This is a genomic window from Pseudomonas sp. Leaf48 (assembly GCF_001421885.1).
Taxonomy (GTDB): Bacteria; Pseudomonadota; Gammaproteobacteria; order Pseudomonadales; family Pseudomonadaceae; genus Aquipseudomonas.
Map to the genome: position 1 here is coordinate 48,135 of NZ_LMLH01000028.1, position 25,458 is coordinate 73,592.

The 25,458-nt window shown below is 60.5% G+C and carries 20 protein-coding genes; 16 read left to right on the forward strand and 4 right to left on the reverse strand.

Going from position 1 to position 25,458, the window contains the following annotated elements; genetic code table 11:
• Window positions 1-18 precede the first annotated feature (18 nt).
• Window positions 19-435 (forward strand): DUF3010 family protein, encoded by a 417-nt coding sequence (locus ASE98_RS16160; RefSeq protein WP_060542342.1) that lies wholly within the window; start codon window positions 19-21, stop codon window positions 433-435.
• 122 nt (window positions 436-557) lie between these two features.
• On the opposite strand, the gene ASE98_RS16165 is transcribed toward ASE98_RS16160, so the two are convergent.
• Window positions 558-1,502: a GlxA family transcriptional regulator gene (locus tag ASE98_RS16165; RefSeq protein WP_060542343.1), complete on the reverse strand. Its 945-nt coding sequence runs from the start codon at window positions 1,500-1,502 to the stop codon at window positions 558-560.
• A gap of 209 nt (window positions 1,503-1,711) precedes the next feature.
• On the opposite strand from ASE98_RS16165, the gene ASE98_RS16170 reads away from it, so the two are divergent.
• The 6 genes from ASE98_RS16170 (at window position 1,712) to ASE98_RS16195 (ending at window position 7,173) form a co-directional block, all read left to right on the forward strand.
• Window positions 1,712-2,656 carry a choline ABC transporter substrate-binding protein gene (locus ASE98_RS16170; RefSeq protein WP_060542344.1) on the forward strand — a complete coding sequence of 315 codons (945 nt, stop codon included), beginning with the start codon at window positions 1,712-1,714 and terminating at the stop codon, window positions 2,654-2,656.
• 100 nt (window positions 2,657-2,756) lie between these two features.
• The gene (locus ASE98_RS16175) at window positions 2,757-3,644 is read left to right on the forward strand and encodes a 3-keto-5-aminohexanoate cleavage protein (protein ID WP_060542345.1); all 888 of its coding nucleotides are present in this window, start codon (window positions 2,757-2,759) and stop codon (window positions 3,642-3,644) included.
• 187 nt (window positions 3,645-3,831) lie between these two features.
• Entirely contained in the window at window positions 3,832-4,797 is a 966-nt protein-coding gene (locus ASE98_RS16180; RefSeq protein ID WP_060542346.1) for an L-carnitine dehydrogenase, read from the forward strand.
• 124 nt (window positions 4,798-4,921) lie between these two features.
• A complete protein-coding gene (locus ASE98_RS16185; RefSeq protein WP_060542347.1) occupies window positions 4,922-5,398 on the forward strand; it encodes a thioesterase family protein in 477 nt (158 codons plus the stop codon).
• A gap of 12 nt (window positions 5,399-5,410) precedes the next feature.
• The gene (locus tag ASE98_RS16190) at window positions 5,411-6,574 is read left to right on the forward strand and encodes a gamma-butyrobetaine dioxygenase (protein ID WP_060542348.1); all 1,164 of its coding nucleotides are present in this window, start codon (window positions 5,411-5,413) and stop codon (window positions 6,572-6,574) included.
• Between the two features lie 332 nt (window positions 6,575-6,906).
• Window positions 6,907-7,173 (forward strand): hypothetical protein, encoded by a 267-nt coding sequence (locus ASE98_RS16195; protein ID WP_060542349.1) that lies wholly within the window; start codon window positions 6,907-6,909, stop codon window positions 7,171-7,173.
• 103 nt (window positions 7,174-7,276) lie between these two features.
• Here the strand turns inward: ASE98_RS16195 and ASE98_RS16200 are convergent, their stop codons facing one another.
• Together ASE98_RS16200 and ASE98_RS16205 are read right to left on the reverse strand one after the other, a co-directional pair.
• Window positions 7,277-8,380: a GlxA family transcriptional regulator gene (locus tag ASE98_RS16200; RefSeq protein WP_060542350.1), complete on the reverse strand. Its 1,104-nt coding sequence runs from the start codon at window positions 8,378-8,380 to the stop codon at window positions 7,277-7,279.
• A gap of 522 nt (window positions 8,381-8,902) precedes the next feature.
• Window positions 8,903-10,279, reverse strand: a complete 1,377-nt coding sequence (locus ASE98_RS16205) for an L-serine ammonia-lyase (protein WP_060542351.1) — start codon at window positions 10,277-10,279, stop codon at window positions 8,903-8,905.
• A 434-nt stretch (window positions 10,280-10,713) separates the two neighbouring features.
• Here ASE98_RS16205 and ASE98_RS16210 point away from each other — a divergent pair, with 434 nt between their 5' ends.
• The 3 genes from ASE98_RS16210 to choV all read left to right on the forward strand — a co-directional run bounded on the left by ASE98_RS16210 (window position 10,714) and on the right by choV (window position 13,747).
• Window positions 10,714-11,661 (forward strand): choline ABC transporter substrate-binding protein, encoded by a 948-nt coding sequence (locus tag ASE98_RS16210; protein WP_060542352.1) that lies wholly within the window; start codon window positions 10,714-10,716, stop codon window positions 11,659-11,661.
• Between the two features lie 65 nt (window positions 11,662-11,726).
• Window positions 11,727-12,572 carry a choline ABC transporter permease subunit gene (choW, locus tag ASE98_RS16215; RefSeq protein WP_060542927.1) on the forward strand — a complete coding sequence of 282 codons (846 nt, stop codon included), beginning with the start codon at window positions 11,727-11,729 and terminating at the stop codon, window positions 12,570-12,572.
• Window positions 12,569-13,747, forward strand: coding sequence for a choline ABC transporter ATP-binding protein (gene choV / locus ASE98_RS16220; protein ID WP_060542353.1), 1,179 nt, complete (start codon window positions 12,569-12,571; stop codon window positions 13,745-13,747). The genes choW and choV overlap by 4 nt, the downstream gene beginning before the upstream one ends.
• Window positions 13,748-14,346: 599 nt before the next feature.
• Here the strand turns inward: choV and ASE98_RS16225 are convergent.
• Window positions 14,347-16,287: a BCCT family transporter gene (locus ASE98_RS16225; RefSeq protein ID WP_236707812.1), complete on the reverse strand. Its 1,941-nt coding sequence runs from the start codon at window positions 16,285-16,287 to the stop codon at window positions 14,347-14,349.
• Between the two features lie 379 nt (window positions 16,288-16,666).
• Between ASE98_RS16225 and betI the strand changes: the two genes are divergently transcribed.
• From betI to mdtD, 6 genes are all read left to right on the forward strand, one after another.
• Window positions 16,667-17,260, forward strand: a complete 594-nt coding sequence (gene betI / locus ASE98_RS16230; RefSeq protein ID WP_060542355.1) for a transcriptional regulator BetI — start codon at window positions 16,667-16,669, stop codon at window positions 17,258-17,260.
• Window positions 17,261-17,366: 106 nt separating this feature from the next.
• Window positions 17,367-18,839 (forward strand): betaine-aldehyde dehydrogenase, encoded by a 1,473-nt coding sequence (betB, locus tag ASE98_RS16235; protein ID WP_060542356.1) that lies wholly within the window; start codon window positions 17,367-17,369, stop codon window positions 18,837-18,839.
• Window positions 18,840-19,054: 215 nt separating this feature from the next.
• Window positions 19,055-20,755, forward strand: coding sequence for a choline dehydrogenase (gene betA / locus ASE98_RS16240; RefSeq protein ID WP_060542357.1), 1,701 nt, complete (start codon window positions 19,055-19,057; stop codon window positions 20,753-20,755).
• Window positions 20,756-21,033: 278 nt separating this feature from the next.
• Entirely contained in the window at window positions 21,034-22,476 is a 1,443-nt protein-coding gene (locus tag ASE98_RS16245) for a TldD/PmbA family protein (protein ID WP_060542358.1), read from the forward strand.
• Window positions 22,476-23,825 (forward strand): TldD/PmbA family protein, encoded by a 1,350-nt coding sequence (locus ASE98_RS16250; protein ID WP_060542359.1) that lies wholly within the window; start codon window positions 22,476-22,478, stop codon window positions 23,823-23,825. Before ASE98_RS16245 ends, ASE98_RS16250 begins: the two co-directional genes overlap by 1 nt.
• Window positions 23,826-23,995: 170 nt before the next feature.
• The gene (gene mdtD / locus ASE98_RS16255) at window positions 23,996-25,423 is read left to right on the forward strand and encodes a multidrug transporter subunit MdtD (protein WP_060542360.1); all 1,428 of its coding nucleotides are present in this window, start codon (window positions 23,996-23,998) and stop codon (window positions 25,421-25,423) included.
• Window positions 25,424-25,458: the final 35 nt, after the last annotated feature.

Below are 25,458 nucleotides of genomic sequence, written 5' to 3' on the forward strand. Positions count from 1 at the left end.
CCATTAAAGGGATTCAACATGAAAGTCTGCGGCATCGAAATCAAAGGCAGTGAAGCGATTATCGCCGTGGCCGCCCTCGACGGTTCGGCGTTGAGCCACCTTGCGCTCGCCACCAAAAAGATCGCCCTGGAGGATGACGACGACGCCGCCAACGTCAAACTCTTCGCGGCCCAGGTTGCCTCCTTTGTCCGGGAGAATTCCATTGACCGCATTGCGATCAAGAAGCGCAGCAAGAAAGGCGAGTTCGCCGGTGGGCCAACCACGTTCAAGATCGAGGGCGTTTTCCAGTTGCTGGAGAGTTGCGAAGTGACGTTGTTGTCACCACAGACGATCAATGCCCAGGCCAAGAAGCACGGGTTTGAGCCTCCGGCGACGCTGAACAAGTATCAGCATGAGGCTTACAAGGCGGCGTGTTCGGCGTTGCTGAAGAAATAACCGCAAAAACAGATCAAATTGTGGGAGCGGGCTTGCTCGCGAAGGCGCAGTGTCAGTCGCCATCATTGTTGATGACACACCGCTTTCGCGAGCAAGCCCGCTCCCACAGGGTTCCCAGGTGTCTATGCTTTTGCGGTGCGCCGATCTTCCCGCGGACACCGCTCATACTTCGCCCGATAACTGCGGGTGAAATACGACGGCGATTCAAACCCGCAGGCGATGCTCACCTCCAGCACGCTCATATCGGTCTGCCGCAGCAACTGCCGCGCTTTTTCCAACCGTAACCGCAGATAGAAATTGCTCGGTGTGTCGTTAAGGTGCAACCGAAACAATCGCTCCAATTGTCGACGCGTCACCTTGATCAACTCCGCCAGTTCCAGCGTACTCAGCGGCGGCTCGCTGTGCTGTTCCATCTCGCCGATCACGTGCACGAGTTTCTTGTTGCTGATGCCATAGCGCGTGGCGATTTGCATACGCTGGTGGTCTTTGCGCGGACGGATGCGGCCAAGTACGAATTGCTCACTGACCTGGATCGCCAGATCCGGCCCATGGGCCTGGGCGATCAGGTCCAGCATTAAATCAATGGAGGCGGTGCCGCCGGCGGAGGTGATGCGCCGACGATCTATCTCGAACAGTTCCTGGGTGACGCTGAGCTGTGGATAGGATTCCTTGAAGGCGTCGATGGCTTCCCAGTGCAGGGTCATGCGATAGCCATCAAGCAGCCCGGCTTCGGCGAGGATAAAGCTGCCGGTATCGATGGCGCCGAGGGTCACACCTTCAATGTCGAGCCGCCGCAGCCAGTGTTCCAGTGCCGGGGTGGCGAATTTCAGAGGTTCGAAGCCGGCGACCACCAACAGGGTTGCACCTTTTTTCAGCGGCTCCAGTGCCGCATCGGCGTTGACCGACATGCCGTTACTGGCCAGTACCGCCCCGCCATCGGCGCTCAGTACATGCCAGCGATAGAGCTCGCCACGAAAGCGATTGGCGACCCGCAATGGCTCGATGGCCGAGATAAATCCAATGGCCGAGAAACCCGGCATCAACAAGAAATAGAAATCCTGGGACATGGAGCGCACTCGATTAGCCGGTAACGAGGGGGCGGGTAACGTGAGGACGTTGATACGCCACTTGCAACAGGCATTCAAGAGCACAGGTCGCTGCAGTGCAAGTGCTGGTCGCCGCAGTGCGCTTTCATGGCCGCATAGCTGCGTAACTTGGCATCACCGGCGCATCAGACACCGGAACTCACAATAATGAACTGCCGAGGAACCTGAGAATGAAACGACTGATCAGCAGCTGTGTTCTTGCACTCAGTGGTACCGCTTTGCTGAGCGCCAGCGTCATGGCCGCCGAACCCGCCTCTTGCCAGAAAGTACGCATGGGTGTGGTGAACTGGACCGACGTGATCGCCACCAGTGCGATGACCCAGGTATTGCTCGACGGCCTCGGCTACAACACCAAACAAACCAGCGCTTCCCAGCAAATCATCTTCGCCGGGATCCGCGATCAGCGTCTGGACCTGTTCCTGGGGTACTGGAACCCGCTGATGACCCAGACCATCACCCCGTTCGTCGACGCCAACCAGGTCAAGGTACTTCAAGCCCCAAGCCTGAAAGATGCCCGCGCCACCCTCGCCGTACCCACTTACCTCGCCGACAAGGGTCTGAAAACCTTTGCTGACATCGCCAAATTCGAAAAAGAACTGGGCGGCAAAATCTACGGCATCGAACCAGGTTCAGGCGCCAATACACAGATCAAGGCGATGATCACCAAGAACCAGTTCGGCCTCGGCAAGTTCCAGCTGGTGGAGTCCAGTGAAGCCGGCATGCTCTCCGCCGTGGACCGCGCCGTGCGGCGCAACGAAGCCGTGGTGTTCTTCGGCTGGGCACCGCACCCGATGAACGTGAACATCAAGATGACCTACCTCACCGGCAGCGACGACGCGCTCGGTCCGAACGAAGGCATGGCCACCGTATGGACCGTCACCGCGCCCAAGTACGCCGAACAATGCCCGAACATCGGTCGCCTGCTGAGCAACCTGACATTCACCGCCGCAGACGAGAGCCGGATGATGCAGCCGTTGCTGGATCACAAGGACGCCTTCGAGTCCGCCAGACAATGGCTCAAGGATCACCCGCAAGACAAGGAGCGCTGGCTGCAAGGCGTGACCACCTTCGATGGCAAGCCGGCCGCTGAAAACCTGCAACTGACCAGCAAATAAATCCTGTTGAGTCACCGATTCGCAGCCCGCGCGGGCTGCGGACGGGTTCGTCACACCCAGCCTTTTACCTAATACGCACTCGCTTGTAAGGAACCGCCAAATGAACCACGACGTCATCATCACCTGCGCACTCACCGGTGCTGGCGACACGACCGCCAAGAGCCCACACGTGCCGGTCACCCCGAAACAGATCGCCGCAGCCGCCGTGGAAGCCGCGAAGGCCGGCGCCACCGTGGTTCATTGCCACGTTCGCGACCCTCAAACCGGCAAATTCAGCCGCGATGTCGCGCTGTACCGCGAAGTGATGGAGCGCATTCGCGAGGCCGATGTCGACATCATCGTCAACCTCACCGCCGGTATGGGTGGTGACCTGGAAATCGGCGCTGGCGAGAACCCGATGGAGTTCGGCCCCAACACTGACCTGGTCGGCCCGCTGACCCGCCTGGCTCATATCGAAGAACTGCTGCCGGAAATCTGTACCCTCGATTGCGGCACCCTGAACTTCGGCGATGGCGACACCATTTACGTCTCCACCCCGGCGCAGCTGCGTGCTGGCGCCAAGCGCATCCAGGAGCTGGGCGTGAAGGCCGAGTTGGAAATCTTCGACACCGGTCACCTGTGGTTCGCCAAACAGATGATCAAGGAAGGCCTGCTCGACAATCCGCTGTTCCAACTGTGCCTGGGCATCCCGTGGGGCGCGCCGGCCGACACCACCACCATGAAAGCCATGGTCGACAACCTGCCCGCAGACGCCGTCTGGGCCGGTTTCGGCATCGGCCGCATGCAAATGCCGATGGCTGCGCAAGCGGTGCTGCTCGGTGGCAACGTAAGGGTCGGACTGGAAGACAACCTGTGGCTGGACAAGGGTGTGTTGGCGACCAACGGCCAGTTGGTCGAGCGTGCCACGCAAATCCTCAGCCGCCTCGACGCTCGTGTGCTGACCCCGGCTGAAGGCCGCAAGAAAATGGGCCTGACCCAGCGCGGCTAAAACCTCACAAAAACCACTGTAGGAGCGAGTTTGTGTGGCGAGGGGCGTGTCGGAACGCCGCATCGCCCCGTTCGGCTGCGAAGCAGTCGTAAAGCTTTTAGGGCCGCTTCGCGACCCAACGGGGGCAAGCCCCCTCGCCACACAAGCCCGCTCCCACAGGGTCTTCATACTTATTCAGGAAGTCGCCATGAGCTTCATTACCGAAATCAAAACCTTCGCAGCCCTGGGCAGCGGTGTCATCGGCAGCGGCTGGGTGTCCCGCGCCCTCGCCCATGGCCTGGACGTAGTCGCTTGGGACCCGGCGCCCGGCGCTGAAGCTGCCCTGCGCAAGCGCGTCGCCAATGCCTGGGGTGCTTTGGAGAAACAGGGCCTGGCACCCGGTGCGTCACAAGATCGCCTGCGCTTTGTCCCGACTATCGAAGAATGCGTTCGCGACGCTGACTTCATCCAGGAAAGCGCCCCCGAACGCTTGGAACTGAAACTGGAACTGCACAGCAAAATCAGCGCCGCAGCCAAGCCGAATGCATTGATCGGCTCCAGCACCTCCGGCCTGTTGCCAAGCGAGTTCTACGAGAGTTCGACGCACCCGCAACGCTGCGTAGTCGGACACCCGTTCAACCCGGTTTACCTGTTGCCGCTGGTGGAAGTGGTCGGCGGAAAAAACACCGCTCCCGAAGCCGTTCAAGCGGCGATGAAAGTCTACGAATCCCTCGGCATGCGCCCGCTGCATGTGCGCAAGGAAGTACCGGGGTTTATCGCCGACCGTCTACTCGAAGCGCTGTGGCGCGAGGCGTTGCATCTGGTCAACGACGGCGTGGCGACCACCGGCGAAATCGATGACGCGATCCGTTTTGGCGCCGGTTTGCGCTGGTCGTTCATGGGCACGTTCCTGACCTACACGCTCGCCGGCGGCGACGCGGGCATGCGCCACTTCATGGCCCAGTTCGGCCCGGCCTTGCAGTTGCCGTGGACTTACCTGCCGGCGCCGGAGCTGACCGACAAGTTGATCGACGATGTGGTGGACGGCACCAGCGATCAGTTGGGCAAACACAGCATTTCGGCGCTGGAGCGCTATCGTGATGACTGCCTGCTGGCCGTGCTAGAGGCGGTGAAGACCACCAAAGAGAAGCATGGGATGGCGTTCAGCGATTAATCGACTATCAGGACTGGCCCCATCGCCAGCAGGCTGGCTCCCACAGGAGAATGCAGTCCAATGTGGGAGCCAGCCTGCTGGCGATGACGGCATTCCAATCACAATCTGTTCTGGATCAGCCATCATGCCCACCCTCACCAGCTACCAAACCAAAATCATCCCCGACTGGGTCGACTACAACGGCCACCTGCGCGACGCTTTCTACCTGCTGATTTTCAGCTACGCCACCGACGCCCTGATGGATCGCCTCGGCATGGACAGCAACAACCGCGAAGCCAGCGGCCACTCGCTGTTCACCCTCGAACTGCACCTCAATTACCTGCACGAGGTGAAGCTCGACGCCGAGGTCGAGGTGCACACACAAATCATCGCCCACGACAGCAAACGCCTGCACCTCTATCACAGCCTGCATCGGGTCGGTGACGACCAAGAGCTCGCGGGTAATGAACAAATGCTGCTGCACGTCGACCTCGCCGGGCCGCGCTCTACACCATTCAACGAAGATACCCTGGGCAAACTGCAAGCCATCGTCGCCGAACAGACCGACCTGCCCGCCCCCGCCTACGTCGGCCGAGTGATCGCATTACCGCCAAAAAAATAACCAGGAGATCGCATGAACACCGCCGCCGCTTTTGCCGACTTCCGTACTTATCCATTGATCAGCGCGCTGACCGGCGTGCAGGCCATGGCCGATCGTGTCCTGGTGAAGTGGGCCGACAACCGCGTCAGCCCCTTTCACCACCCCTGGCTGCGGGACAATTGCCCGTGCCCGTCATGCGTCTACACGGTGACCCGCGAACAGGTGCTGGAAATCGTCGATGTACCGGAAAACCTGATGCCCGCCCAAACCAGCATCGACGCTGAAGGTTGCCTGAGCGTGCAATGGCAGGATGGCCACCTCAGCCGCTTCGACCCCGGCTGGTTGCGGGCCCACGCCTATGACGACGAATCCCGCGCCGAGCGCCTGGCCGGCAAGCCCAAAGCCAGGCTTTGGCACAGTGATCTGCAGTTGCCGGTGTTCGACTATCAAGCGCTGATGAAGGACAACGACGCCCTGCTGCAATGGCTGCTGGCCGTGCGCGACACCGGCCTGACCCAGGTCCGTGGCGTCCCAACGGAGCCCGGCTCGCTGAAGCTGATCGCCCAGCGTATTTCCTTCATCCGCGAGAGCAATTTCGGCGTGTTGTTCAACGTGCAATCCAAGGCCGATGCCGACAGCAACGCCTACACCGCTTTCAACCTGCCGTTGCACAGCGACCTGCCTACCCGCGAGTTACAACCGGGGCTGCAATTCCTGCATTGCCTGGTCAACGATGCCGAGGGTGGCGAGAGTATTTTCGTCGACGGTTTTGCCATCGCCGACGCCTTGCGCCGCGAAGACCCGGCGGCATTCACCAGCCTTTGCGAGATCCCCGTGGAGTTTCGCAACAAGGACCGCTACAGCGACTACCGCTGCCTCGCGCCGATCATCGCCCTGGATGCATTGGGGCAGGTGTCGGAGATTCGCATGGCGAACTTTTTGCGGGGGCCGTTCGATGCGTCGGTGGAGCAGATGCCCACGCTTTATCACGCCTATCGGCGCTTCATTGCGATGACTCGTGAACCCCGATTCAGGCTGATGCAAAGGCTCAATCCGGGCGAGCTCTGGTGCTTCGACAACCGTCGCACTTTGCATGCGCGCAATGCCTTTGATCCCGCTACCGGGGCGCGGCATTTCCAGGGGTGTTATGTGGATCGGGATGAGTTGTTGTCGCGCATTCTTGTGTTGCAACGCTAGACCGCGTCATCGTTCTTCGCGAGCAAGCCTGCTCCCACAGGGGATCCGTGCACGACATTGATCCAATGTGGGAGATTCACAGGCAAAAAAAGCCCCGATCAAGCCGTGACAGGATCGAGGCAGAAGGTACTGTTGAGGAGCTGCCGTGGAAAGGTGACCAAACCCTCGTGAAGCAAGCTGTGTCCAGTGTGCCGACTCTCAGCGCAGGGAAATAGCCCGAAAACGACCTGTTCATAGTCAATGCTGCCATTACGACAAATCGCCCTTGCCGCCACTGCGTGCCCCTACCAGAATCGAGCCACGACATCATTCCCAGAAGAAGGATTAGCGTCATGATGCACGCCGATTTGATAGACCAGGAAGACCTGTTGGGTCAGCTCAAGTCATTGGGCTTTCAAGTGCCAACCGGCGCCACGGCTGAGCAGGCTTGCGAGTTTGCGGTGCGAGGTTTGAACAACGAGCGGGCCATCGTGCTGCGCACCATGGTCAAGCAGATGTACACCAGCAGCGCGACGATCCTGCCGGCGGTGCGCCAGGCCATTGACAGGCAATTGCTGCCGGCATTGGCGGAGTACCAGCAGAGCCAGACCGCCCGTTAAGACGCCTTCGCGAGCAAGCCCGCTCCCACATTCAACCGAGTTCCATCATGGGAATGCGGTTGAATGTGGGAGCGGGCTTGCTCGCGAATGAAGGCGCCTCGGTCTAGAGCCTTACGCTGGCAAAAGTCGACTCATTACGCGCCTGACTCAGCGCCGACAACGGCCCCGACAACGGCGACAGTACCAAGGCCTGTGGCAGCGGCATCATCGCCACCTGCTGCGTGGTATTGGACCCTACGCGCTCGTCACGCGGCGGAATGCCGAAGTATTCGCGGTAGCACTTGGAGAAGTGCGGCGTGGACACGAAGCCACAGACCGACGCCACTTCGATGATCGACATCGGCGTTTGCTTGAGCAACTGACGCGCGCGGATCAGGCGCAGCTTCAGGTAGTAACGCGACGGCGAGCAATGCAGGTATTTCTGGAACAGCCGCTCGAGCTGTCGACGGGACACGGCGACGTACACCGCCAGTTCGTCGAGGTCGATCGGCTCTTCGAGGTTGGCCTCCATCAGTGCGACGATTTCCTGCAACTTCGGCTGATTGGTGCCGAGCATGTGCTTGAGCGGGACGCGCTGGTGATCCTGTTCGTTGCGGATGCGTTCGTAAACGAACATCTCCGAGATCGCGGCCGACAGCTCACGGCCGTGATCGCGGCTGATCAGGTGCAGCATCATGTCCAGCGGCGCGGTGCCACCGGAGCTGGTGAAGCGGTTACGGTCGAGGGTGAACAGACGGGTACTCATGGCCACCCGCGGAAACGCTTCCTGCATCGCTGCCAGGCATTCCCAATGCACGCTGCAATCGAAACCATCGAGCAGACCCGCACAGGCCAGGGCCCAGCTGCCGGTGCACACGGCTCCGAGGCGGCGGGACTGACGGGCCTGGCTTTGCAGCCAGGACACGTGTTCGCGGGTAACAGTGCGTTGAATACCAATGCCACCGCAAACAATGATGGTGTCCATCGGTGGAGCTTTGTGCATGGAAGCATCTGGAGTGATCTGCAGACCGTCACTGGCCCATACCTGACCGCCGTCGACGGTGAGGGTCGTCCAGCGATACAGCTCACGGCCGGACAATTGGTTGGCCATGCGCAGGGGTTCCACTGCCGAGGCCAGGGAAATCAGCGTGAAATTGTCCAGCAGCAAAAAGCCGATGGATTGAGGCGCACGGTTCTGGGGTTGGGCCCCAGAGTTGGACGACGTCATCGCGGTATCTCCTCACACAAAGCGGGTGATGGCCTCAGGCGGAGGCTCTTGTTATGGCCATCGTTCTCGCGCGGGAGACGGGCTTTGTAATGACAGAGCAATTGCCATGCCTAAATTTGAATGCGCGTTCAATAACTCCTGAAAACGACGTCGGAATGTGTCTATATATGACGCGCAGGGAGTAGGGGTTATAAGTGCCATCAGCGGCGGCGAGTGCCCTGCTCCGTTGCCTGTGAGCAAATCGGTAGCACTTGTGGGAACAGGGCTGCGGGCCGCCCGGCAAGAGTGTCACCGCAGGCACGGGTGACGGATGGTCAGGGCCGGGGCAGGTCCTGATTTTGAAGTCAGTTACTTATCTGTGAGCGACGCGCCAAAAGGTGGCGCGCTTGGGAATACGTGTTCACTTAGCGCGCAGTTTTGACTGGTCTGGCCCCATCGCCAGCAGGCTGGCTCCCACAGGTTTTGTGGTCGATCCAAATCTACTGTGGGAGCCAGCCTGCTGGCGATAGGGTCGACTCGGTCTCAGCACTCCACCGCGCTTACCGCCAACCCACCCCGCGACGTCTCCTTATATTTGTCATGCATATCAGCACCGGTATCGCGCATCGTGCGAATCACCCGATCCAGCGAGATAAAGTGCTGACCATCGCCGCGCAAAGCCATTTGCGCCGCGTTGATCGCTTTCACCGCAGCAATCGCGTTGCGCTCGATACACGGCACCTGCACCAGGCCGCCCACCGGATCGCACGTGAGTCCCAGGTTGTGCTCCAGGCCAATTTCCGCCGCGTTACACAGTTGTTCCGGTGTGGCCCCGAGGATTTCCGCCAAACCCGCTGCCGCCATGGCGCAGGCCGAACCGACTTCGCCCTGGCAACCGACTTCGGCACCGGAGATCGAGGCGTTCTTCTTGCACAGGATCCCCACCGAAGCCGCGCCGAGCAGGTAGTCGACGACATTGGCGTCGGTCACGTCCTCGCTGAACTTCATGAAGTAGTGCAACACCGCTGGAATGATCCCCGCCGCGCCATTGGTCGGTGCCGTGACCATGCGCCCGCCGGCGGCGTTCTCTTCGTTGACCGCGAGGGCAAACAGGTTGACCCACTCCATGGCGCTCAGCGTCGAGCCGATCACGTTGGGTTTGTTCAGCTCCTGCAGGCTGCGATGCAATTTGGCCGCGCGACGGCGCACATTCAGGCCACCGGGCAGGATGCCCTCGTGCTTGAGGCCGTGCTCGACGCAATCCTGCATGGCGCGCCACAGGTGCATCAGGCCACTGCGGATTTCCTCTTCGCTGCGCCAGACCTTCTCGTTGGCCATCATCAGTTCGGCCACCCGCAGGTTGTGCGTTTTACACAGTTCCAGCAACTCGGCCGCGCTGGAAAAATCGTATGGCAGCTCGGTGCGATCCATGTCGACCACCCCGCTGCTGGCTTGCGCCTCATCGACGACAAAACCGCCGCCGACCGAATAGTAGGTGTCGCGATGCAACTCGCCGTCATCGCCTTCGACAATCAGGGTCATGGCGTTGGGGTGAAACGGCAGGTTTTCATCGATCAGGCGCATGTCCCTGGACCAGATGAACGGGACCGGCAAACGTCCGTCGAGCAACAACGTATCCGTTTCGCGCAGGATGTCGATGCGCAGGCCGATTTGCGACGGATCGATCGCATCCGGCCACTCCCCCATCAGGCCCATGATCACCGCGTTGTCGCTGCCGTGACCGATACCGGTGGCCGACAACGAACCGAACAGCTGGACCTCGACACGCCGTACCTGTTCCAGCAACCCACGCTCACGCAAGCCTTGCACGAACAAAGCCGCAGCCCGCATCGGCCCCACGGTGTGGGAACTGGAAGGGCCGATACCGATTTTGAACAGATCGAAAACACTGATAGCCATGACTGCCGAACTCCTGGGTGTACCTGCGCCGCACGCAAAAGCGCCCGGTGGCGGAGCTGCTACGCTCAAGCTGCAATCCGCCGAGATGGCCGCATGATCGGGCTTTTACCGTGTCTTTCGACGTCTCACACCGACGCACTCATGCCCACTAACGCCGCGTGTCTTTTACGCAGCGTTTTCGCCGTTTTTTTGCGGATCAGAGGGACAAAGAGGGCTGAAAAAATCTGTAAACGACGTCACCGACACTGGATGCGACCCTCCCTGTACTGGATACGACGCACCCTGTAGGCGTCAGATTTTCACTGGTACATGATCATATCGACTCGATTGCACGGCGCCGTAGTAGAGCTGTCTCCAAACGCCACCCAACCGCAACCTATAAGTGCGGTGGTCCAGTCGGAACACTGCCAAAAAAAACACCAAGGAGTCCATCCATGAAAGGTTCCCCGTCGTTGTTGTTGGCCGCCATGCTAAGTCTGCCGGTTCTGGCGCATGCCGCAGAACCGGCGCAATGCAGCACCGTAAACTTCTCCGATGTCGGCTGGACCGATATCACCGCAACAACCGCGACCACCAGCGTCGTGCTCAACGCCTTGGGCTACAAGACCAAGACCACCATGATTTCCGTGCCCGTGACCTATAAGTCCCTGGCCGATGGCAAGAACATGGACGTGTTCCTCGGTAACTGGATGCCGACCATGGAAAACGACATCAAGGCTTATCGCGAGGCCGGCACCGTGGAAACCGTGCGCACCAACCTCAAGGGCGCCAAGTACACCCTCGCCGTTCCTCAAGCCTTGTACGACAAGGGGCTGCACGATTTCGCCGACATCGCCAAATTCAAGAAAGAACTCGACGGCAAGATCTATGGCATCGAGCCCGGCAACGACGGTAACCGTCTGATCCAGACCATGATCGACAAGAACGCCTTTGGCCTCAAGGACGCCGGTTTCAAAGTCGTCGAGTCCAGCGAGGCAGGCATGCTGTCGCAGGTCGAACGCGCACAGAAACGCGACACCTCCGTGGTGTTCCTCGGCTGGGCGCCGCATCCGATGAACAAGCGCTTCAAGATTCAATACCTGACCGGTGGTGATGACTTCTTCGGCCCGGACTTCGGTGCCGCCACCGTGGCGACCAACACCCGCAAGGGCTATGCGCAGGAGTGCAGCAACGTCGGTCAGTTGCTCAAGAACCTGGAGTTCACCGTCGACATGGAAAGTGAACTGATGGGCAACATCCTGGACGACAAAATGAAGCCTGATGCGGCCGCCAAGGCCTGGCTGAAAAACAATCCACAGGTGCTCGATACCTGGCTCGCTGGCGTGACCACCATTGACGGTAAACCTGGCCTGGAGGCCGTGAAAGCCAAGCTTGCGCAGTAATTGTTTATGCCGGACGGCTCCGGCCGTCCGGGCTGTTATTTCCTTGCATGCGGACGTTCAATACCATGCTGATTGATCAGAAAATCCCTTTAGGCCAGTACATCGCGGGCTTCGTTGAATGGTTGACGCAACATGGCGCCAACACCTTTGACGCAATCGCCGTGACCCTGGAAACGATGATCCACGGCGTGACGTTTGCGCTGACCTGGTTCAACCCGCTGGCATTGATCGGCCTGATTGCACTGCTGGCACACTTCATCCAACGCAAATGGGGCCTGACCGCGTTCGTCGTCGCTTCCTTTCTGCTGATCCTCAACCTTGGGTACTGGCAGGAAACCATGGAAACCCTCGCCCAGGTGCTGTTCGCCACCCTGGTGTGCGTGCTGATCGGCGTGCCACTGGGCATCGTCGCGGCGCACAAGCCGATGTTCTACACGGTAATGCGTCCGGTACTCGATCTTATGCAGACCGTACCGACCTTCGTTTATCTCATTCCTACCCTGACCCTCTTCGGGCTGGGCGTGGTCCCGGGCCTGATCTCCACGGTGGTGTTTGCGATTGCCGCGCCCATCCGCCTGACCTACCTGGGTATCCGCGATGTCCCGCAAGAATTGATGGACGCCGGCAAAGCCTTCGGCTGCTCGCGTCGCCAACTGCTCACACGGATTGAACTGCCCCACGCCATGCCGAGCATCGCGGCCGGCATCACCCAGTGCATCATGCTGTCGCTGTCGATGGTGGTGATCGCGGCACTGGTAGGCGCCGATGGCCTGGGCAAACCGGTGGTCAACGCACTGAACACTGCTGATATCGCCCTGGGCTTCGAAGCGGGCCTGGCGATCGTACTGCTGGCGATCATGCTCGACCGTATCTGCAAACAACCCGACGCCAAAGTAGGGGGTGACGCATGAGCATAATTCGCTTTGAAGACGTAGACGTGATCTTCACCAAAGATCCGCGCGAAGCACTGAAACTTCTCGATCAAGGTTTGACCCGTGGCGAGATCCTGAAAAAGACCGGGCAGATCGTTGGCGTCGAAAAGGCCAGCCTGGATATCGAAAAAGGGGAAATCTGCGTGCTGATGGGCCTGTCCGGCTCCGGCAAGTCCAGCCTGCTGCGTTGCATCAACGGCCTCAACACCGTCAGCCGTGGCAAGCTGTTCGTCGAGCACGAAGGCAAGCAGATCAACATTGCGTCCTGCACCGCCGCTGAACTGAAAATGATGCGCACCAAGCGCATTGCGATGGTATTCCAGAAGTTCGCCCTGATGCCCTGGCTGACGGTGCGCGAAAACATCAGCTTCGGCCTGGAAATGCAGGGCCGACCAGAGAAGGAACGACGCAAGCTGGTGGACGACAAGCTTGAGCTGGTAGGCCTGACCCAATGGCGCAACAAGAAACCCGACGAGCTTTCCGGCGGGATGCAGCAACGGGTGGGCCTGGCCCGCGCCCTGGCGATGGACGCCGACATCCTGCTGATGGACGAACCGTTCTCCGCACTCGACCCGCTGATCCGCCAGGGTCTGCAAGACGAACTGCTGGAACTGCAGCGCAAGCTGAGCAAGACCATCGTGTTCGTCAGTCACGACCTCGATGAAGCCCTGAAACTGGGCAGCCGCATCGCGATCATGAAAGACGGGCGGATCATCCAGTACAGCAAGCCGGAGGAAATCGTCCTCAACCCTGCGGACGACTACGTGCGGACCTTCGTCGCCCACACTAACCCGCTGAACGTACTTTGCGGTCGCAGCCTGATGCGCACCCTGGACAAATGCAAACGCATCAACGGTTCGGTGTGCCTCGACCCGGGTGGCGATTCGTGGCTGGACCTGGCCGAAGGCAACACCATCAAAGGGGCACGGCAGAACGGATCAGCGCTGGATTTGCAGAACTGGATACCGGGTCAGGCGGTTGAAGGTCTGGGTCGTCGACCAACCTTGGTGGACTCGAACATCGGCATGCGTGACGCGCTGCAGATTCGTTACCAGACAGGTAACAAGCTGGTGCTGCACGATAACAACCATGTGGTCGGGATTCTGGGGGACAGCGAGCTGTATCACGCTTTGCTTGGGAAGAACCTGGGGTAAGGCGGGATGAAAAAAGGGATCGCGATGAGCGATCCTTTTTTATTGGGTCAGGGAAAAAGCCCCTCACCCTAACCCTCTCCCAGAGGGAGAGGGGACTGATTGGGGGATGCTTCAGAGCTACACCGACCTGATCCTGCTTCATCGAATCCATAATCGACTCGATTTTTCAGGTCGACGCATTGCGCAAGACAACGCGGTCGACTCCCTCTTCAACGTTACACCCGCCTGCTGCTCCTCCATCGGATCCATAATCGACTCGATTTTTCAGGTCGACGCATTGCGCACGACAACTCGGCCGGCTCCCTCTCCAGCGTTACACCCGCCTGCTCTTGCTCCATCGGATCCATAATCGACTCGATTTTTCAGGTCGACGCATTGCGCATGACAACTCGGTCGGCTCCCTCTTCAGCGTTACACCCGCCTGCTCCTCCTCCATCGGATCCATAATCGACTCGATTATTCAGGTCGACGCATTGCGCATGACAACTCGGTCGGCTCCCTCTCCCTCTGGGAGAGGGCTGGGGTGAGGGCTGGATTGCGGATCAATCGATGGCCGCAGGAACAACGCGGCCCTAACCCCGGGCCGCGTCACTGCAACTTCAGCTATAAACCCGGCCAAGGAGCTGCCGATGGCTTTCAAAGTGATCGAGCACGTCACGGGTGATCTGATCCTGGGTGAAGCCCATCAAGTCGTAGTCCTGGCTACCGTTGTGCAGGTACACCTCGGCGCGGTAGTAACGCTGACGCGTCTCATCGGACTGGGCCGACTCGGTCGGCGTCGCCAGATAGCCATCCAGGCTCACTTCGTAGACAAAAGGGTTGCCCTCTTCCATCTCGACCCGCACGCCCATGCAGCGCTTGGATTTACCCAATAACGTCTGCACTTGCAGCCCTTGAGCACGCATCTGCGCCGTCGCATCGGCCAATGCCGGGCTCACCTGCTTGTCCATGAAACGCTGTACCACCGACTGGCTCGGTTGCAGGTCCAACTGTGTCAGACGCTCGCTGAAGCCACGGCGACCGCGTGCAGCCAGTTCCGCTTGCTCCTGTTCGATCTGCACGTCCTGGCGCATGGCCTTGTGCAAGCCAAACATGAAGCAGACAAGCACCACCGAGAACGGCAGGCCGGCCAGCACCACCATGGTCTGCATGGCTTCGAAGTTACCGGCGAACAACAGACCGATAGTCACCAGGGTGATCACCGCCGACCAGAAGATCCGCAGCCAGTGTGGGGCGTCTTCGTCGACGGTGCCGCCCTTACAGGACAGGTTGGCCATCATCACCGCGCCGGAATCCGCAGGCGTCAGGAACAACACGAAACCAACAAAAATCGACACGCCGATCACAACCTTCGACGCCGGGTAATGCTCAAGCAACTGGTAGATCGCCATGGACGGCTGTTCCAGAGCCGTCTTCCCGAGTTCCACCGCCCCGTGGTTCATCACCAGGTCCAGGGCCGAGTTACCGAAGATCGACAGCCATGCCAGGGTGAAGCCCAGAGGAATCAGCAACACGCCAGCCACCAGCTCACGCACCGTACGACCACGGGAAATACGCGCGATAAACATGCCTACGAATGGCGCCCAGGAAATCCACCAGGCCCAGTAGAACAGGGTCCACAGGCCCAACCAGCGGTCGGACTTCTCGCTGTCGCCTTCATACACGTAAAGGTCGAAAGTCTTCAGCACCACGCCGTTCAGATAGTCACCGACGTTTTGCACGAAGCCATTGAGCAGGTGCAGGGTCGGACCGAACAGCAGGACGAAAATCAGCAGGCCGCTAAACAGGATGATGTTGAGGTTGGACAGACGACGAATGCCGTTTTCCACCCCGGACACGGCAGCGATGGTCGCCACGGTGCTCATCACGATGATCACGATCAGCAGGTTGGTGTTGCTGTGTTCCATGCCGAACAGGTTTTCAAGGCCCGACGACACCTGCAGCGAACCAATCCCCAGGTTGGTCACCAGCCCCAACAGGGTCACGAACATGCCGAAGCCGTCCACCGCATGACCGGCCGCGCCTTTGACCCAACGCTCGCCCACCAGCGGATACAGCGCCGAACGCAATGCCAGCGGCTGGTTATGCCGATAAGCAAAGTACGCCACCGCCAGGCCGACCAAGGCATAAATTGCCCAGCCATGCAGGCCCCAGTGCAGGAACGTCAACTGCACGGCCTGACGAGCGGCCAGGTTGCTGGCGGCCACGCCTTCCGGCGGGTTGAAGTAGTGGTCCAGCGGCTCGGAAGCACCGAAGTACAGCAACGAAATGCCGATGCCCGACGAGAACAGCATCCCCGCCCAGGCGCCGTAGCTGAAGTCCGGGGTGTCGTCCTTGCTGCCCAGCTTGAGCTTGCCGTAGGACGAGAACGCCAGGCCGACCACGAAAACCAGGTAGGCGGCAATCACCACCATGTAGTACCAGCCGAAGCTGCGCGACAACCAGGCCTGCGCCGTGCCGAGCATTTTGCCGGCCTCCTGCGGGGCGATAATCAGAATGGCGGTCAACAACAGAATCAGCGCGGTAGAGGTGTAGAACACCCAACCGTTGACCGTCACCTTCTCGGGTGGGGTCTTTATTAGCGAGGCAGAACTCATGGCACAGATGCTCCGGGCAGTGCGAGAGAAGACGCAAGACAAACGAATTACCCGACCAATCGCTTTGTGAGCAGCCGACCAGCGGGTGATATAAAGACAGCCATAAAAAGCTCGAACCCTCTTGAGCGCCGTGGCGCGTAGGTTTCGAGCATTTTCGGAAGTCGTTTTTTTCGCCGCGATGCGTAGGAAAAATCTGTAGGCAGCGACGATTTGTCGCAGATCTTATTCTTTGTTGATTGAACGTTCAATCAAAACAAAATAGACTGGCCCTCGATCCGATAGACGTTTTGCGTCTGCCGGAAGGCCTAAGGAGATGTGCAAGATGCCCAAGGTCGGTATGCAACCCATCCGTCGCCAACAGTTGATCGAAGCTACTTTGCAGGCGGTCGACCAGGTCGGAATGGGGGACGCCAGCATTGCGCTGATCGCCCGTTTGGCCGGTGTCTCGAATGGCATCATCAGTCACTACTTTCAGGACAAGAATGGCCTGATCGCCGCCACCATGGGGTACCTGATGACTGTCCTGAGCGAGAACGTCACCGCACGTCGACAGGCGCTGACAGATGACAGCCCGCGGGCGCATCTGCAGGTGATTATCGAAGGCAACTTCGACGCCAGCCAGGTCAATGGCCCGGCAATGAAAACCTGGCTGGCCTTCTGGGCCACCAGCATGCACCAGCCGTCTTTGCACAGGTTGCAGCGGATCAACGATCACCGCCTGTATTCCAACCTGTGCTGCCAGTTCCGCCGTGTGATGGCGCTCGATGATGCGCGCAGCGCGGCCCGTGGCCTGGCAGCGTTGATCGACGGATTGTGGTTGCGCGGCGCGCTGTCGGGAGATGCTTTCGACACCGGGCAGGCGCAAAAGATTGCTTACGAATACATGGATATCCAATTGGCCAAGCGGGTGAGTTAGAGCACACATAAACGCTCAACCCCTGAACCGCCACTGATCAGCGTCGCCCGGTTGCATGGCGCGCCCGGTGGTCAACGCCAACCACTTATGCACTTGCGAGGACTATATGGCCCGTTTCGAACTGCAAAAACTCTACATCGATGGCGCGTACAGCGACGCCAGCAGCGACGCCACTTTCGAAGCCATCAACCCGGCTAACGGAGAAGTCCTCGCAAAAGTACAACGTGCGACCAAGGAAGACGTCGAGCGCGCCGTAGTCAGCGCCGAAAAGGGCCAGAAAATCTGGGCCGCCATGACCGCCATGGAGCGTTCGCGCATCCTGCGTCGCGCCGTGGAAATCCTGCGCGAGCGCAACGACGAACTGGCTGCCCTGGAAACCCTGGACACCGGCAAGGCTTACTCCGAAACCCGTTACGTCGACATCGTCACCGGTGCAGACGTGCTGGAGTACTACGCAGGCCTGGTGCCGGCCATCGAAGGCGAGCAGATCCCACTGCGCACCACTTCGTTCGTCTACACCCGTCGCGAGCCACTGGGCGTTGTCGCCGGTATCGGCGCGTGGAACTACCCGATCCAGATCGCGCTGTGGAAATCCGCACCGGCCCTGGCGGCCGGTAACGCAATGATCTTCAAACCAAGCGAAGTCACTTCCCTGACCACCCTGAAGCTGGCCGAGATCTACACCGAAGCCGGCGTGCCGAATGGCGTGTTCAACGTTCTGACCGGCAGCGGCCGCGAAGTCGGCACCTGGCTGACCGAGCACCCGCGCATCGAGAAAGTCTCGTTCACCGGCGGCACCGACACCGGCAAGAAAGTCATGGCCAGCGCTTCGAGCTCCTCGCTCAAGGACGTGACCATGGAACTGGGCGGCAAGTCGCCGCTGATCATCTGCGACGACGCCGACCTCGATCGCGCCGCCGACACCGCGATGATGGCCAACTTCTACAGCTCCGGTCAGGTCTGCACCAACGGCACTCGCGTGTTCGTACCGGCGCACCTGAAAGCCGCTTTCGAAGCCAAGATTGCTGAGCGCGTTGCACGCATCCGCATCGGCAACCCGGAAGACGAAAACACCAACTTCGGCCCGCTGGTCAGCTTCGCCCACATGGAAAGCGTGCTGGGCTACATCGCCAAGGGCAAGGAAGAAGGTGCACGCCTGCTGTGCGGCGGCGAGCGCCTGACTGACGGTGAATTCGCCAAAGGTGCGTTCGTGGCACCCACCGTGTTCACCGACTGCACCGACGACATGACCATCGTTCGTGAAGAGATCTTCGGCCCGGTCATGGCGATCCTGTCTTATGAAACCGAAGAAGAAGTGATCCGCCGTGCCAACGATACCGACTTCGGCCTGGCCGCCGGCATCGTCACCAAGGACCTGAACCGCGCTCACCGCGTGATTCATCAACTGGAAGCCGGTATCTGCTGGATCAACGCCTGGGGCGAATCCGACGCGAAGATGCCGGTCGGTGGCTACAAGCAGTCGGGTGTTGGTCGTGAGAACGGCATCAGCTCGCTGAACAACTTTACCCGCATCAAATCGGTACAGGTCGAGCTGGGCGATTACGCCTCGGTGTTCTGATTCGCACGCATTCTGGAGTGAACGCCATTGTGGCGAGGGGGCTCGCCCCCGCTGGGCTGCGAAGCAGCCCCATCCAGACGCCGCATGCTTTCAGATAGAACGAGGTCGCTGAATTTGCGACTGCTGCGCAGCCGAACGGGGGCAAGCCCCCTCGCCACGGGTGCGCGGCGTCACGGCGACCTTTGACCTGACCAACTCCAAAGAGGGTGCATTCAATGTCCCAAGAATTCGATTACATCATCATCGGTGCCGGCTCGGCCGGTAACACCCTGGCGACCCGTCTGACTGAAGACGAAGGCGTCACCGTCCTGCTGCTCGAAGCCGGCGGCCCGGACTACCGTTTTGACTTCCGTACGCAAATGCCGGCTGCGCTGGCGTTCCCGCTGCAAGGCCGTCGCTACAACTGGGCCTACGAAACCGATCCGGAGCCACACATGGACGGCCGTCGCATGGAATGCGGCCGCGGCAAGGGCCTGGGCGGTTCCTCGCTGATCAACGGCATGTGCTACATCCGCGGCAACGCCATGGACTACGACGGCTGGGCGAAACTGCCAGGCCTGGAAGACTGGTCGTACCTGGACTGCCTGCCGTATTTCCGTAAAGCGGAAACCCGCGACATCGGCCCGAACGACTACCACGGTGGCGACGGTCCGGTCAGCGTGACCACGCCAAAAGCCGGCAATAACCCGCTGTTCCACGCCATGGTCGAAGCCGGCGTGCAGGCCGGTTACCCGCGTACCGAAGACTTGAACGGCTACCAACAGGAAGGCTTCGGCCCGATGGACCGCACCGTGACCCCGAAAGGTCGTCGCGCCTCCACTGCCCGTGGCTACCTGGACGTGGCCAAGAAGCGTTCGACCCTGACCATCGTCACCCACGCCCTGACCGACAAGATCCTGTTCGAAGGCAAGCGTGCGGTCGGCGTTCGTTACCTGGTCGGCGATGCTGAAGAGCGTGTTGAAGCCAAGGCGCGCAAGGAAGTGCTGCTGTGCTCTGGCGCCATCGCTTCGCCGCAGATCCTGCAACGCTCCGGCGTCGGCCCTGCGCAACTGCTGAACAAGCTCGACATTGCGGTGGTCCACGACCTGCCGGGCGTCGGTGAAAACCTGCAGGATCACCTTGAGCTGTACCTGCAATACGCGTGCACCCAACCGGTCTCGCTGTACCCGTCGCTGCTCTGGTACAACCAACCGGCCATTGGTGCCGAATGGCTGTTCAACGGCACCGGCATCGGCGCCAGCAACCAGTTCGAAGCCGGCGGTTTCATCCGCACCCGAGAAGAGTTCGAGTGGCCGAACATCCAGTACCACTTCCTGCCGGTGGCGATTAACTACAACGGCAGCAACGGTGTGAAAGAGCACGGCTTCCAGGCGCACATGGGTTCCATGCGTTCGCCAAGCCGCGGTCGCATCCAGGCCAAGTCCAAGGACCCACGCCAGCACCCGAGCATCCTGTTCAACTACATGGCTACCGAACAGGACTGGCAGGAATTTCGCGACGGCATCCGCCTTACCCGTGAAATCATGCAGCAGCCGGCACTGGATGCCTTCCGCGGTCGCGAGATCAGCCCGGGCATCGAAGTGCAAACCGACGAGCAACTGGACAAGTTCATCCGCGAACACGCCGAAACCGCGTTCCACCCGTCCTGCTCGTGCAAGATGGGCACCGACGACATGGCCGTGGTCGATGGCGAAGGTCGCGTGCACGGCATGCAAGGCCTGCGCGTGGTCGATGCCTCGATCATGCCGATCATCACCACCGGCAACCTCAACGCCCCGACGATCATGATGGCCGAGAAAATCGCCGACAAGATCCGTGGCCGCCAGCCGTTGCCGCGCAGCAAGGCTTCGTACTACGTGTGTGGTGATGCGCCGGTGAAGGGCAAGCCGATGCGGGAAGTGGGCCAGACTGCGTAAGACGCTGCACCGCGTCACGGCTATTCGCGAGCAAGCCCGCTCCCACACTGGATCTTCGGTGAACATATATATTGTGAACACCCGAGGGTAAATGTGGGAGCGGGCTTGCTCGCGAAGGGGCCTTATAAAGCGACACCCCTCTATCTGGCTCACCCGAGTCAAACCTTCCCAAACCGCTCCATCCTTGCTCCCACCACCACGCAGGCCTAATCTAGCGCCACGCAAATGTTTCACCCTCCCCTCGCAACATCGATGCTCCATACCAAGGAGGTTTCTGAATGTTCGATTTCTACCCCCAGCTCAAGCAGCGCTTCGCTGCCTTGCGCACGGGCGCTGAATTCTTTTCCCTGCGTTATGTGCGCGAGTCTGGCCAGTACCTGTCGGTGCGCAAGAACGTCGCCGAACCGCCAAGCCTGAGCCGTGACGAAGGGGCGATGCTGACGGTGCGGGTCAACGGCGTCGAAGCCTATGCCGCCACCAATGACCTGTCGCAACAGGGCTTGCAAGCCGCCCTCGAACGCGCCGAGCACCAGGCGCGCCGGCTCAAGCCTCACGCCCTGCTGGATCTGCGCGAGCAATCCGTTTCCAGCGACCGTGCCGACTACTTTTCGCCGAACCTCGATCAACCCTTCCCGACCCTGAGCGACTGCTACGCATTGCTCAGTGCCGAATCCGCCGCCGTCCCCAAGGACGAGCGCCTGGTGAACTGGCAGGTGAGCATCGGCATCACTCATGTCGAACAGATATACCTCAGCAGTGCCGGTGCCGAACTGCGTCAGGCCCAGCGTTTCGTCTACCCCGGCCTCGATGTCACCGCCTACGACGGCAATGACAGTCAGACCCGTACCCTCGGCCGGGAAAACTTCGGCCAACAAGGTGGCTTCGATGTCATCAGTCGTTGCGGCCTGATCGGGGCCGGCGCACGAGTTGCCGATCAGGCTCTGCAATTGCTGTTGGCGCCGAACACGCCGCAAGGTCCGCGCGACCTGCTGCTGATGCCCGACCAGATGATGTTGCAGATCCACGAATCCATCGGCCACCCGCTGGAGCTGGACCGCATCCTCGGCGACGAACGCAATTACGCCGGCACCAGCTTCGTCAAAGCCGAAGACTTCGGCAGCCTGCAGTACGGCTCGAAACTGCTCAATGTGACCTTCGACCCGGACATTCCCGAACAACTGGCCAGCTACAGCCATGACGACGACGGTACGCCCGCCAGCAAACAATTCCTGATCCGCGAGGGTCTGTTGCTGCGCCCGCTGGGCGGTGCCCTGTCGCAATTTCGCGCCGGCATGGAAGGCGTCGCCAACAGCCGCGCCTGCGGCTGGAACCGTCCGCCAATCGACCGCATGGCCAACCTGAATATCGAGCCCGGCGATCAACCGCTGGAGCAACTGATCGGCAACATCGAGCACGGCATTCTGATGAGTACCAACCGCTCCTGGTCCATCGACGATGCGCGCAACAAATTCCAGTTCGGCTGCGAATGGGGCCAGTTGATCGAAAACGGCGAACTCAAGGGTGTGGTGAAGAACCCGAACTACCGGGCAATTTCCGCGCAGTTCTGGAAAAGTCTCAGCGCCGTCGGCGATGCCAGCACGTTCAAGGTCCTCGGGACGCCGAACTGCGGCAAGGGCGAGCCGAATCAGGTAATCCGCGTCGGCCATGCTTCACCTGCCTGCGTGTTCAGCAACGTTGATGTGTTCGGGGGAGATGCCTGATGACTACTTTCACGATCTCGTCAAAAGCCCAGGCCGAATCGTTCCAGGCCTTGGTCGCCGGATTGCGCGCAGCTCTGCGCGAACCGGAACAGTTCACCCTCAGCTACGCCGCCGAGTCGTCGGCCTTCGTGCGTTTCAACCACGCCAAGGTCCGGCAAGCCGGGCAAGTGCAGCAGGCGAGCATCGGTTTGAAACTAATCAACGAGGGCCGTCACGCCGACCTGCAAATCACCCTGGCGGACGATCCGCAAGTCGACCTTCAGCGTCTGACCGAAGGTCTGCAACAGCTGCGTGAAACCTTGCCACTCCTGCCGAAGGATCCGTACCTGCTGCTCAACCACAATGGTTGGCAAAGCAGGAACGTGCAGGAGCATCCACTGCCGGACAGCGAGCAGGTGATTGCTGAAATCACCCAGGCCGCCGAAGGTCTCGATCTGGTCGGCTTCTATGCCGCCGGGCCGATCAGCCGTGGCTTTGCAAGCTCCGCCGGGGCGTTCGGCTGGCATCAGGCCAACAGTTTCAACTTCGACTTCAGCCTGTTCCATGAAAACGGCCAGGCAGTGAAAGCCAGCTACGCCGGGCACGACTGGAGCAGTGAGGGTTTTGCCAAGCGCTTCCAGCAGGCCCGTGAGCAACTTGAGTTTCTGGGGCGGCCGTTGCGCACGTTGGCGCCGGGGCAGTACCGCGCTTACCTCGCCCCCGCCGCGCTGGAGGAGATCATGGGCATGCTGTGCTGGGGCGGTTTTTCCGCGCAGTCGATTGCCAGCAAAAGCAGCCCATTGCAGAAGCTCTACGCAGGAGATCAGACGTTCAGCCCACTGGTTTCGCTGGATGAAAAAGTCACCGGCTCGCTCAGCCCGGCGTTTTCCGCCGAGGGTTACCCGCGCAGCGATCTGCGCTTGATTGTCGAAGGCAAGGCCGGGGCGCAAATGGTCGGCTCGCGCAGTGCCGCCGAATACGGTCTGACCGCGAACGGCGCCAGTGGCGGTGAATCGCCGAGTGCGTTGAACTTGCAGGCGGGTGATTTGCCTGAGGCAGATGTACTCAAACAACTCGGCACCGGTTTGTACATCAGCAACCTGTGGTACCTGAACTACTCGGACCAACCGGCGGCACGCCTGACTGGCATGACCCGGTTTGCGACGTTCTGGGTCGAGAATGGCGAGATTCAGGCGCCGGTGAGCACCATGCGGTTTGATGACAGCGCCTATAGCCTGCTGGGTTCGCAACTGGAAGCGTTGACCCAGGAACGCGAGATGCTGTTGTCGGCGAGTACCTATAGCCAGCGGGACACTGCGTCGTCCCTGTTGCCGGGGGCGCTCGTCAGCCGGTTGACCCTGACCTTGTAAACACAAAACCCTGTGGCGATGGGGCTTGCCCCCGTTCGGCGGCGAAGCCGTCGTAAATCCAGGATGCGTTTTTTCTGATGAAACGCATTTGCTGTGCAGGGACTGCTTCGCAGTCCAACGGGGGCAAGCCCCCTCGCCACAATGGTCCATTCCAACCCAACAGAGGTCCCATGCCCAACCGCCCGCCTCTCGACGCTGTCACCGCCCGCTGGATACCGTGGGTCGTGGCCATTGCCTTCTTCATGCAGTCCCTCGACGGGACGATCCTCAATACCGCCTTGCCGGCCATGGCCGCAGACCTGGCGGAAGACCCGCTGCGCATGCAGGGCGTGATCATCGCCTACATGCTCACGGTCGCCTTGCTGATTCCCGCCTCTGGCTGGATCGCCGACCGCTTCGGCACCAAGAAAATCTTCTTCAGCGCGATTCTGCTGTTCAGCCTCGGCTCGCTGCTCTGCGCATTGTCCACCAGCCTGACCCAGTTGAACGGCGCCCGGGTGATTCAGGGCCTGGGCGGTGCGCTGATGCTGCCGGTCGGGCGGCTGGTGGTGCTACGCGCCTACCCGCGCTCGGAACTGGTGCGGATCATGGGCTTCATCACCATTCCCGGCCTGCTCGGACCGTTGATCGGCCCGACCATGGGTGGCTGGATGGTGCAATACCTGACCTGGCACTGGATTTTCCTGATCAACCTGCCGGTGGGGCTGGTCGGTTGCTACGCCGTGTGGAAATTCATCCCCGACCTGCGCGGTTCCGAGCGTACCCGTTTCGATAGCCTGGGCTTCGTGCTGTTCGGCGCGGCCATGATTCTGATCACCGTCGCCATGGAAGGCCTGGGCGAACTGCACCTGCCGCACTTGCGAGTGATGCTGCTGCTGTTCGCCGGCATGGCGTGCCTCGCGGCCTACTGGTTGCGCGCCGGACATATCGAGAACCCGCTGTTTGCACCGTCGCTGTTCAAGACCCGGACTTTCGCCGTCGGCATCCTCGGCAACCTGTTCGCCCGCCTCGGCAGCGGCGCGCTCCCCTTTCTGGTGCCGTTGTTGCTGCAAGTCGCATTGGGCTATTCGCCGTCCCAGGCCGGGATGAGCATGCTGCCGCTGGCTGCAGCGGCGATGGTCGCCAAGTGGGTGGCGCGGCCGCTGATCGAGCGCCTGGGGTATCGCATCGTGCTCACCGGCAACACCCTCGCCTTGGGAATCATGCTGGCGGGCATGGGCCTGGTCAGCGAACAGACGCCGTACTGGCTGCTGTTGTGCCTGCTGGCGGTTCTCGGCGCGATCAACTCCTTGCAGTTCACCGCGATGAACACCGTGACCCTGATTGACCTCGACGACGCCAGTGCCAGCAGCGGCAACAGCCTGTTGTCGGTGGTCGCGCAATTGTCCCTGAGCCTGGGGGTGGCCTGTGCCGGTGCGCTGCTCGGCGGGTTTACGGCGGAAATCGGAAATGACGGCGTCGAGACCGTATTGGGTGCATTCCAGCTGACGTTTGTAACCGTTGGAATCATGGCCATGCTGGCCGCTACGATCTTCTCGCAGCTCTCAAAGGAAGACGGACGGCGCGTCAAACGTCCGGAACAGCACATCGAACCTTAGGGCGAATGGCCACTGGGCTGGTACACTGCGCGACA

Coding starts and splice junctions, on each gene's coding strand:
- ASE98_RS16250 (WP_060542359.1), top strand. CDS start 22,476: ATGACTACTTTCACGATCTCGTCAAAAGCCCAGGCCGAATCGTTCCAG.
- ASE98_RS16175 (WP_060542345.1), top strand. CDS start 2,757: ATGAACCACGACGTCATCATCACCTGCGCACTCACCGGTGCTGGCGAC.
- ASE98_RS16185 (WP_060542347.1), top strand. CDS start 4,922: ATGCCCACCCTCACCAGCTACCAAACCAAAATCATCCCCGACTGGGTC.
- ASE98_RS16210 (WP_060542352.1), top strand. CDS start 10,714: ATGAAAGGTTCCCCGTCGTTGTTGTTGGCCGCCATGCTAAGTCTGCCG.
- mdtD (WP_060542360.1), top strand. CDS start 23,996: ATGCCCAACCGCCCGCCTCTCGACGCTGTCACCGCCCGCTGGATACCG.
- ASE98_RS16165 (WP_060542343.1), bottom strand. CDS start 1,502: ATGTCCCAGGATTTCTATTTCTTGTTGATGCCGGGTTTCTCGGCCATT.
- ASE98_RS16205 (WP_060542351.1), bottom strand. CDS start 10,279: ATGGCTATCAGTGTTTTCGATCTGTTCAAAATCGGTATCGGCCCTTCC.
- ASE98_RS16195 (WP_060542349.1), top strand. CDS start 6,907: ATGATGCACGCCGATTTGATAGACCAGGAAGACCTGTTGGGTCAGCTC.
- betB (WP_060542356.1), top strand. CDS start 17,367: ATGGCCCGTTTCGAACTGCAAAAACTCTACATCGATGGCGCGTACAGC.
- ASE98_RS16170 (WP_060542344.1), top strand. CDS start 1,712: ATGAAACGACTGATCAGCAGCTGTGTTCTTGCACTCAGTGGTACCGCT.
- ASE98_RS16200 (WP_060542350.1), bottom strand. CDS start 8,380: ATGACGTCGTCCAACTCTGGGGCCCAACCCCAGAACCGTGCGCCTCAA.
- choV (WP_060542353.1), top strand. CDS start 12,569: ATGAGCATAATTCGCTTTGAAGACGTAGACGTGATCTTCACCAAAGAT.
- betA (WP_060542357.1), top strand. CDS start 19,055: ATGTCCCAAGAATTCGATTACATCATCATCGGTGCCGGCTCGGCCGGT.
- ASE98_RS16245 (WP_060542358.1), top strand. CDS start 21,034: ATGTTCGATTTCTACCCCCAGCTCAAGCAGCGCTTCGCTGCCTTGCGC.
- ASE98_RS16160 (WP_060542342.1), top strand. CDS start 19: ATGAAAGTCTGCGGCATCGAAATCAAAGGCAGTGAAGCGATTATCGCC.
- choW (WP_060542927.1), top strand. CDS start 11,727: ATGCTGATTGATCAGAAAATCCCTTTAGGCCAGTACATCGCGGGCTTC.
- ASE98_RS16190 (WP_060542348.1), top strand. CDS start 5,411: ATGAACACCGCCGCCGCTTTTGCCGACTTCCGTACTTATCCATTGATC.
- betI (WP_060542355.1), top strand. CDS start 16,667: ATGCCCAAGGTCGGTATGCAACCCATCCGTCGCCAACAGTTGATCGAA.
- ASE98_RS16180 (WP_060542346.1), top strand. CDS start 3,832: ATGAGCTTCATTACCGAAATCAAAACCTTCGCAGCCCTGGGCAGCGGT.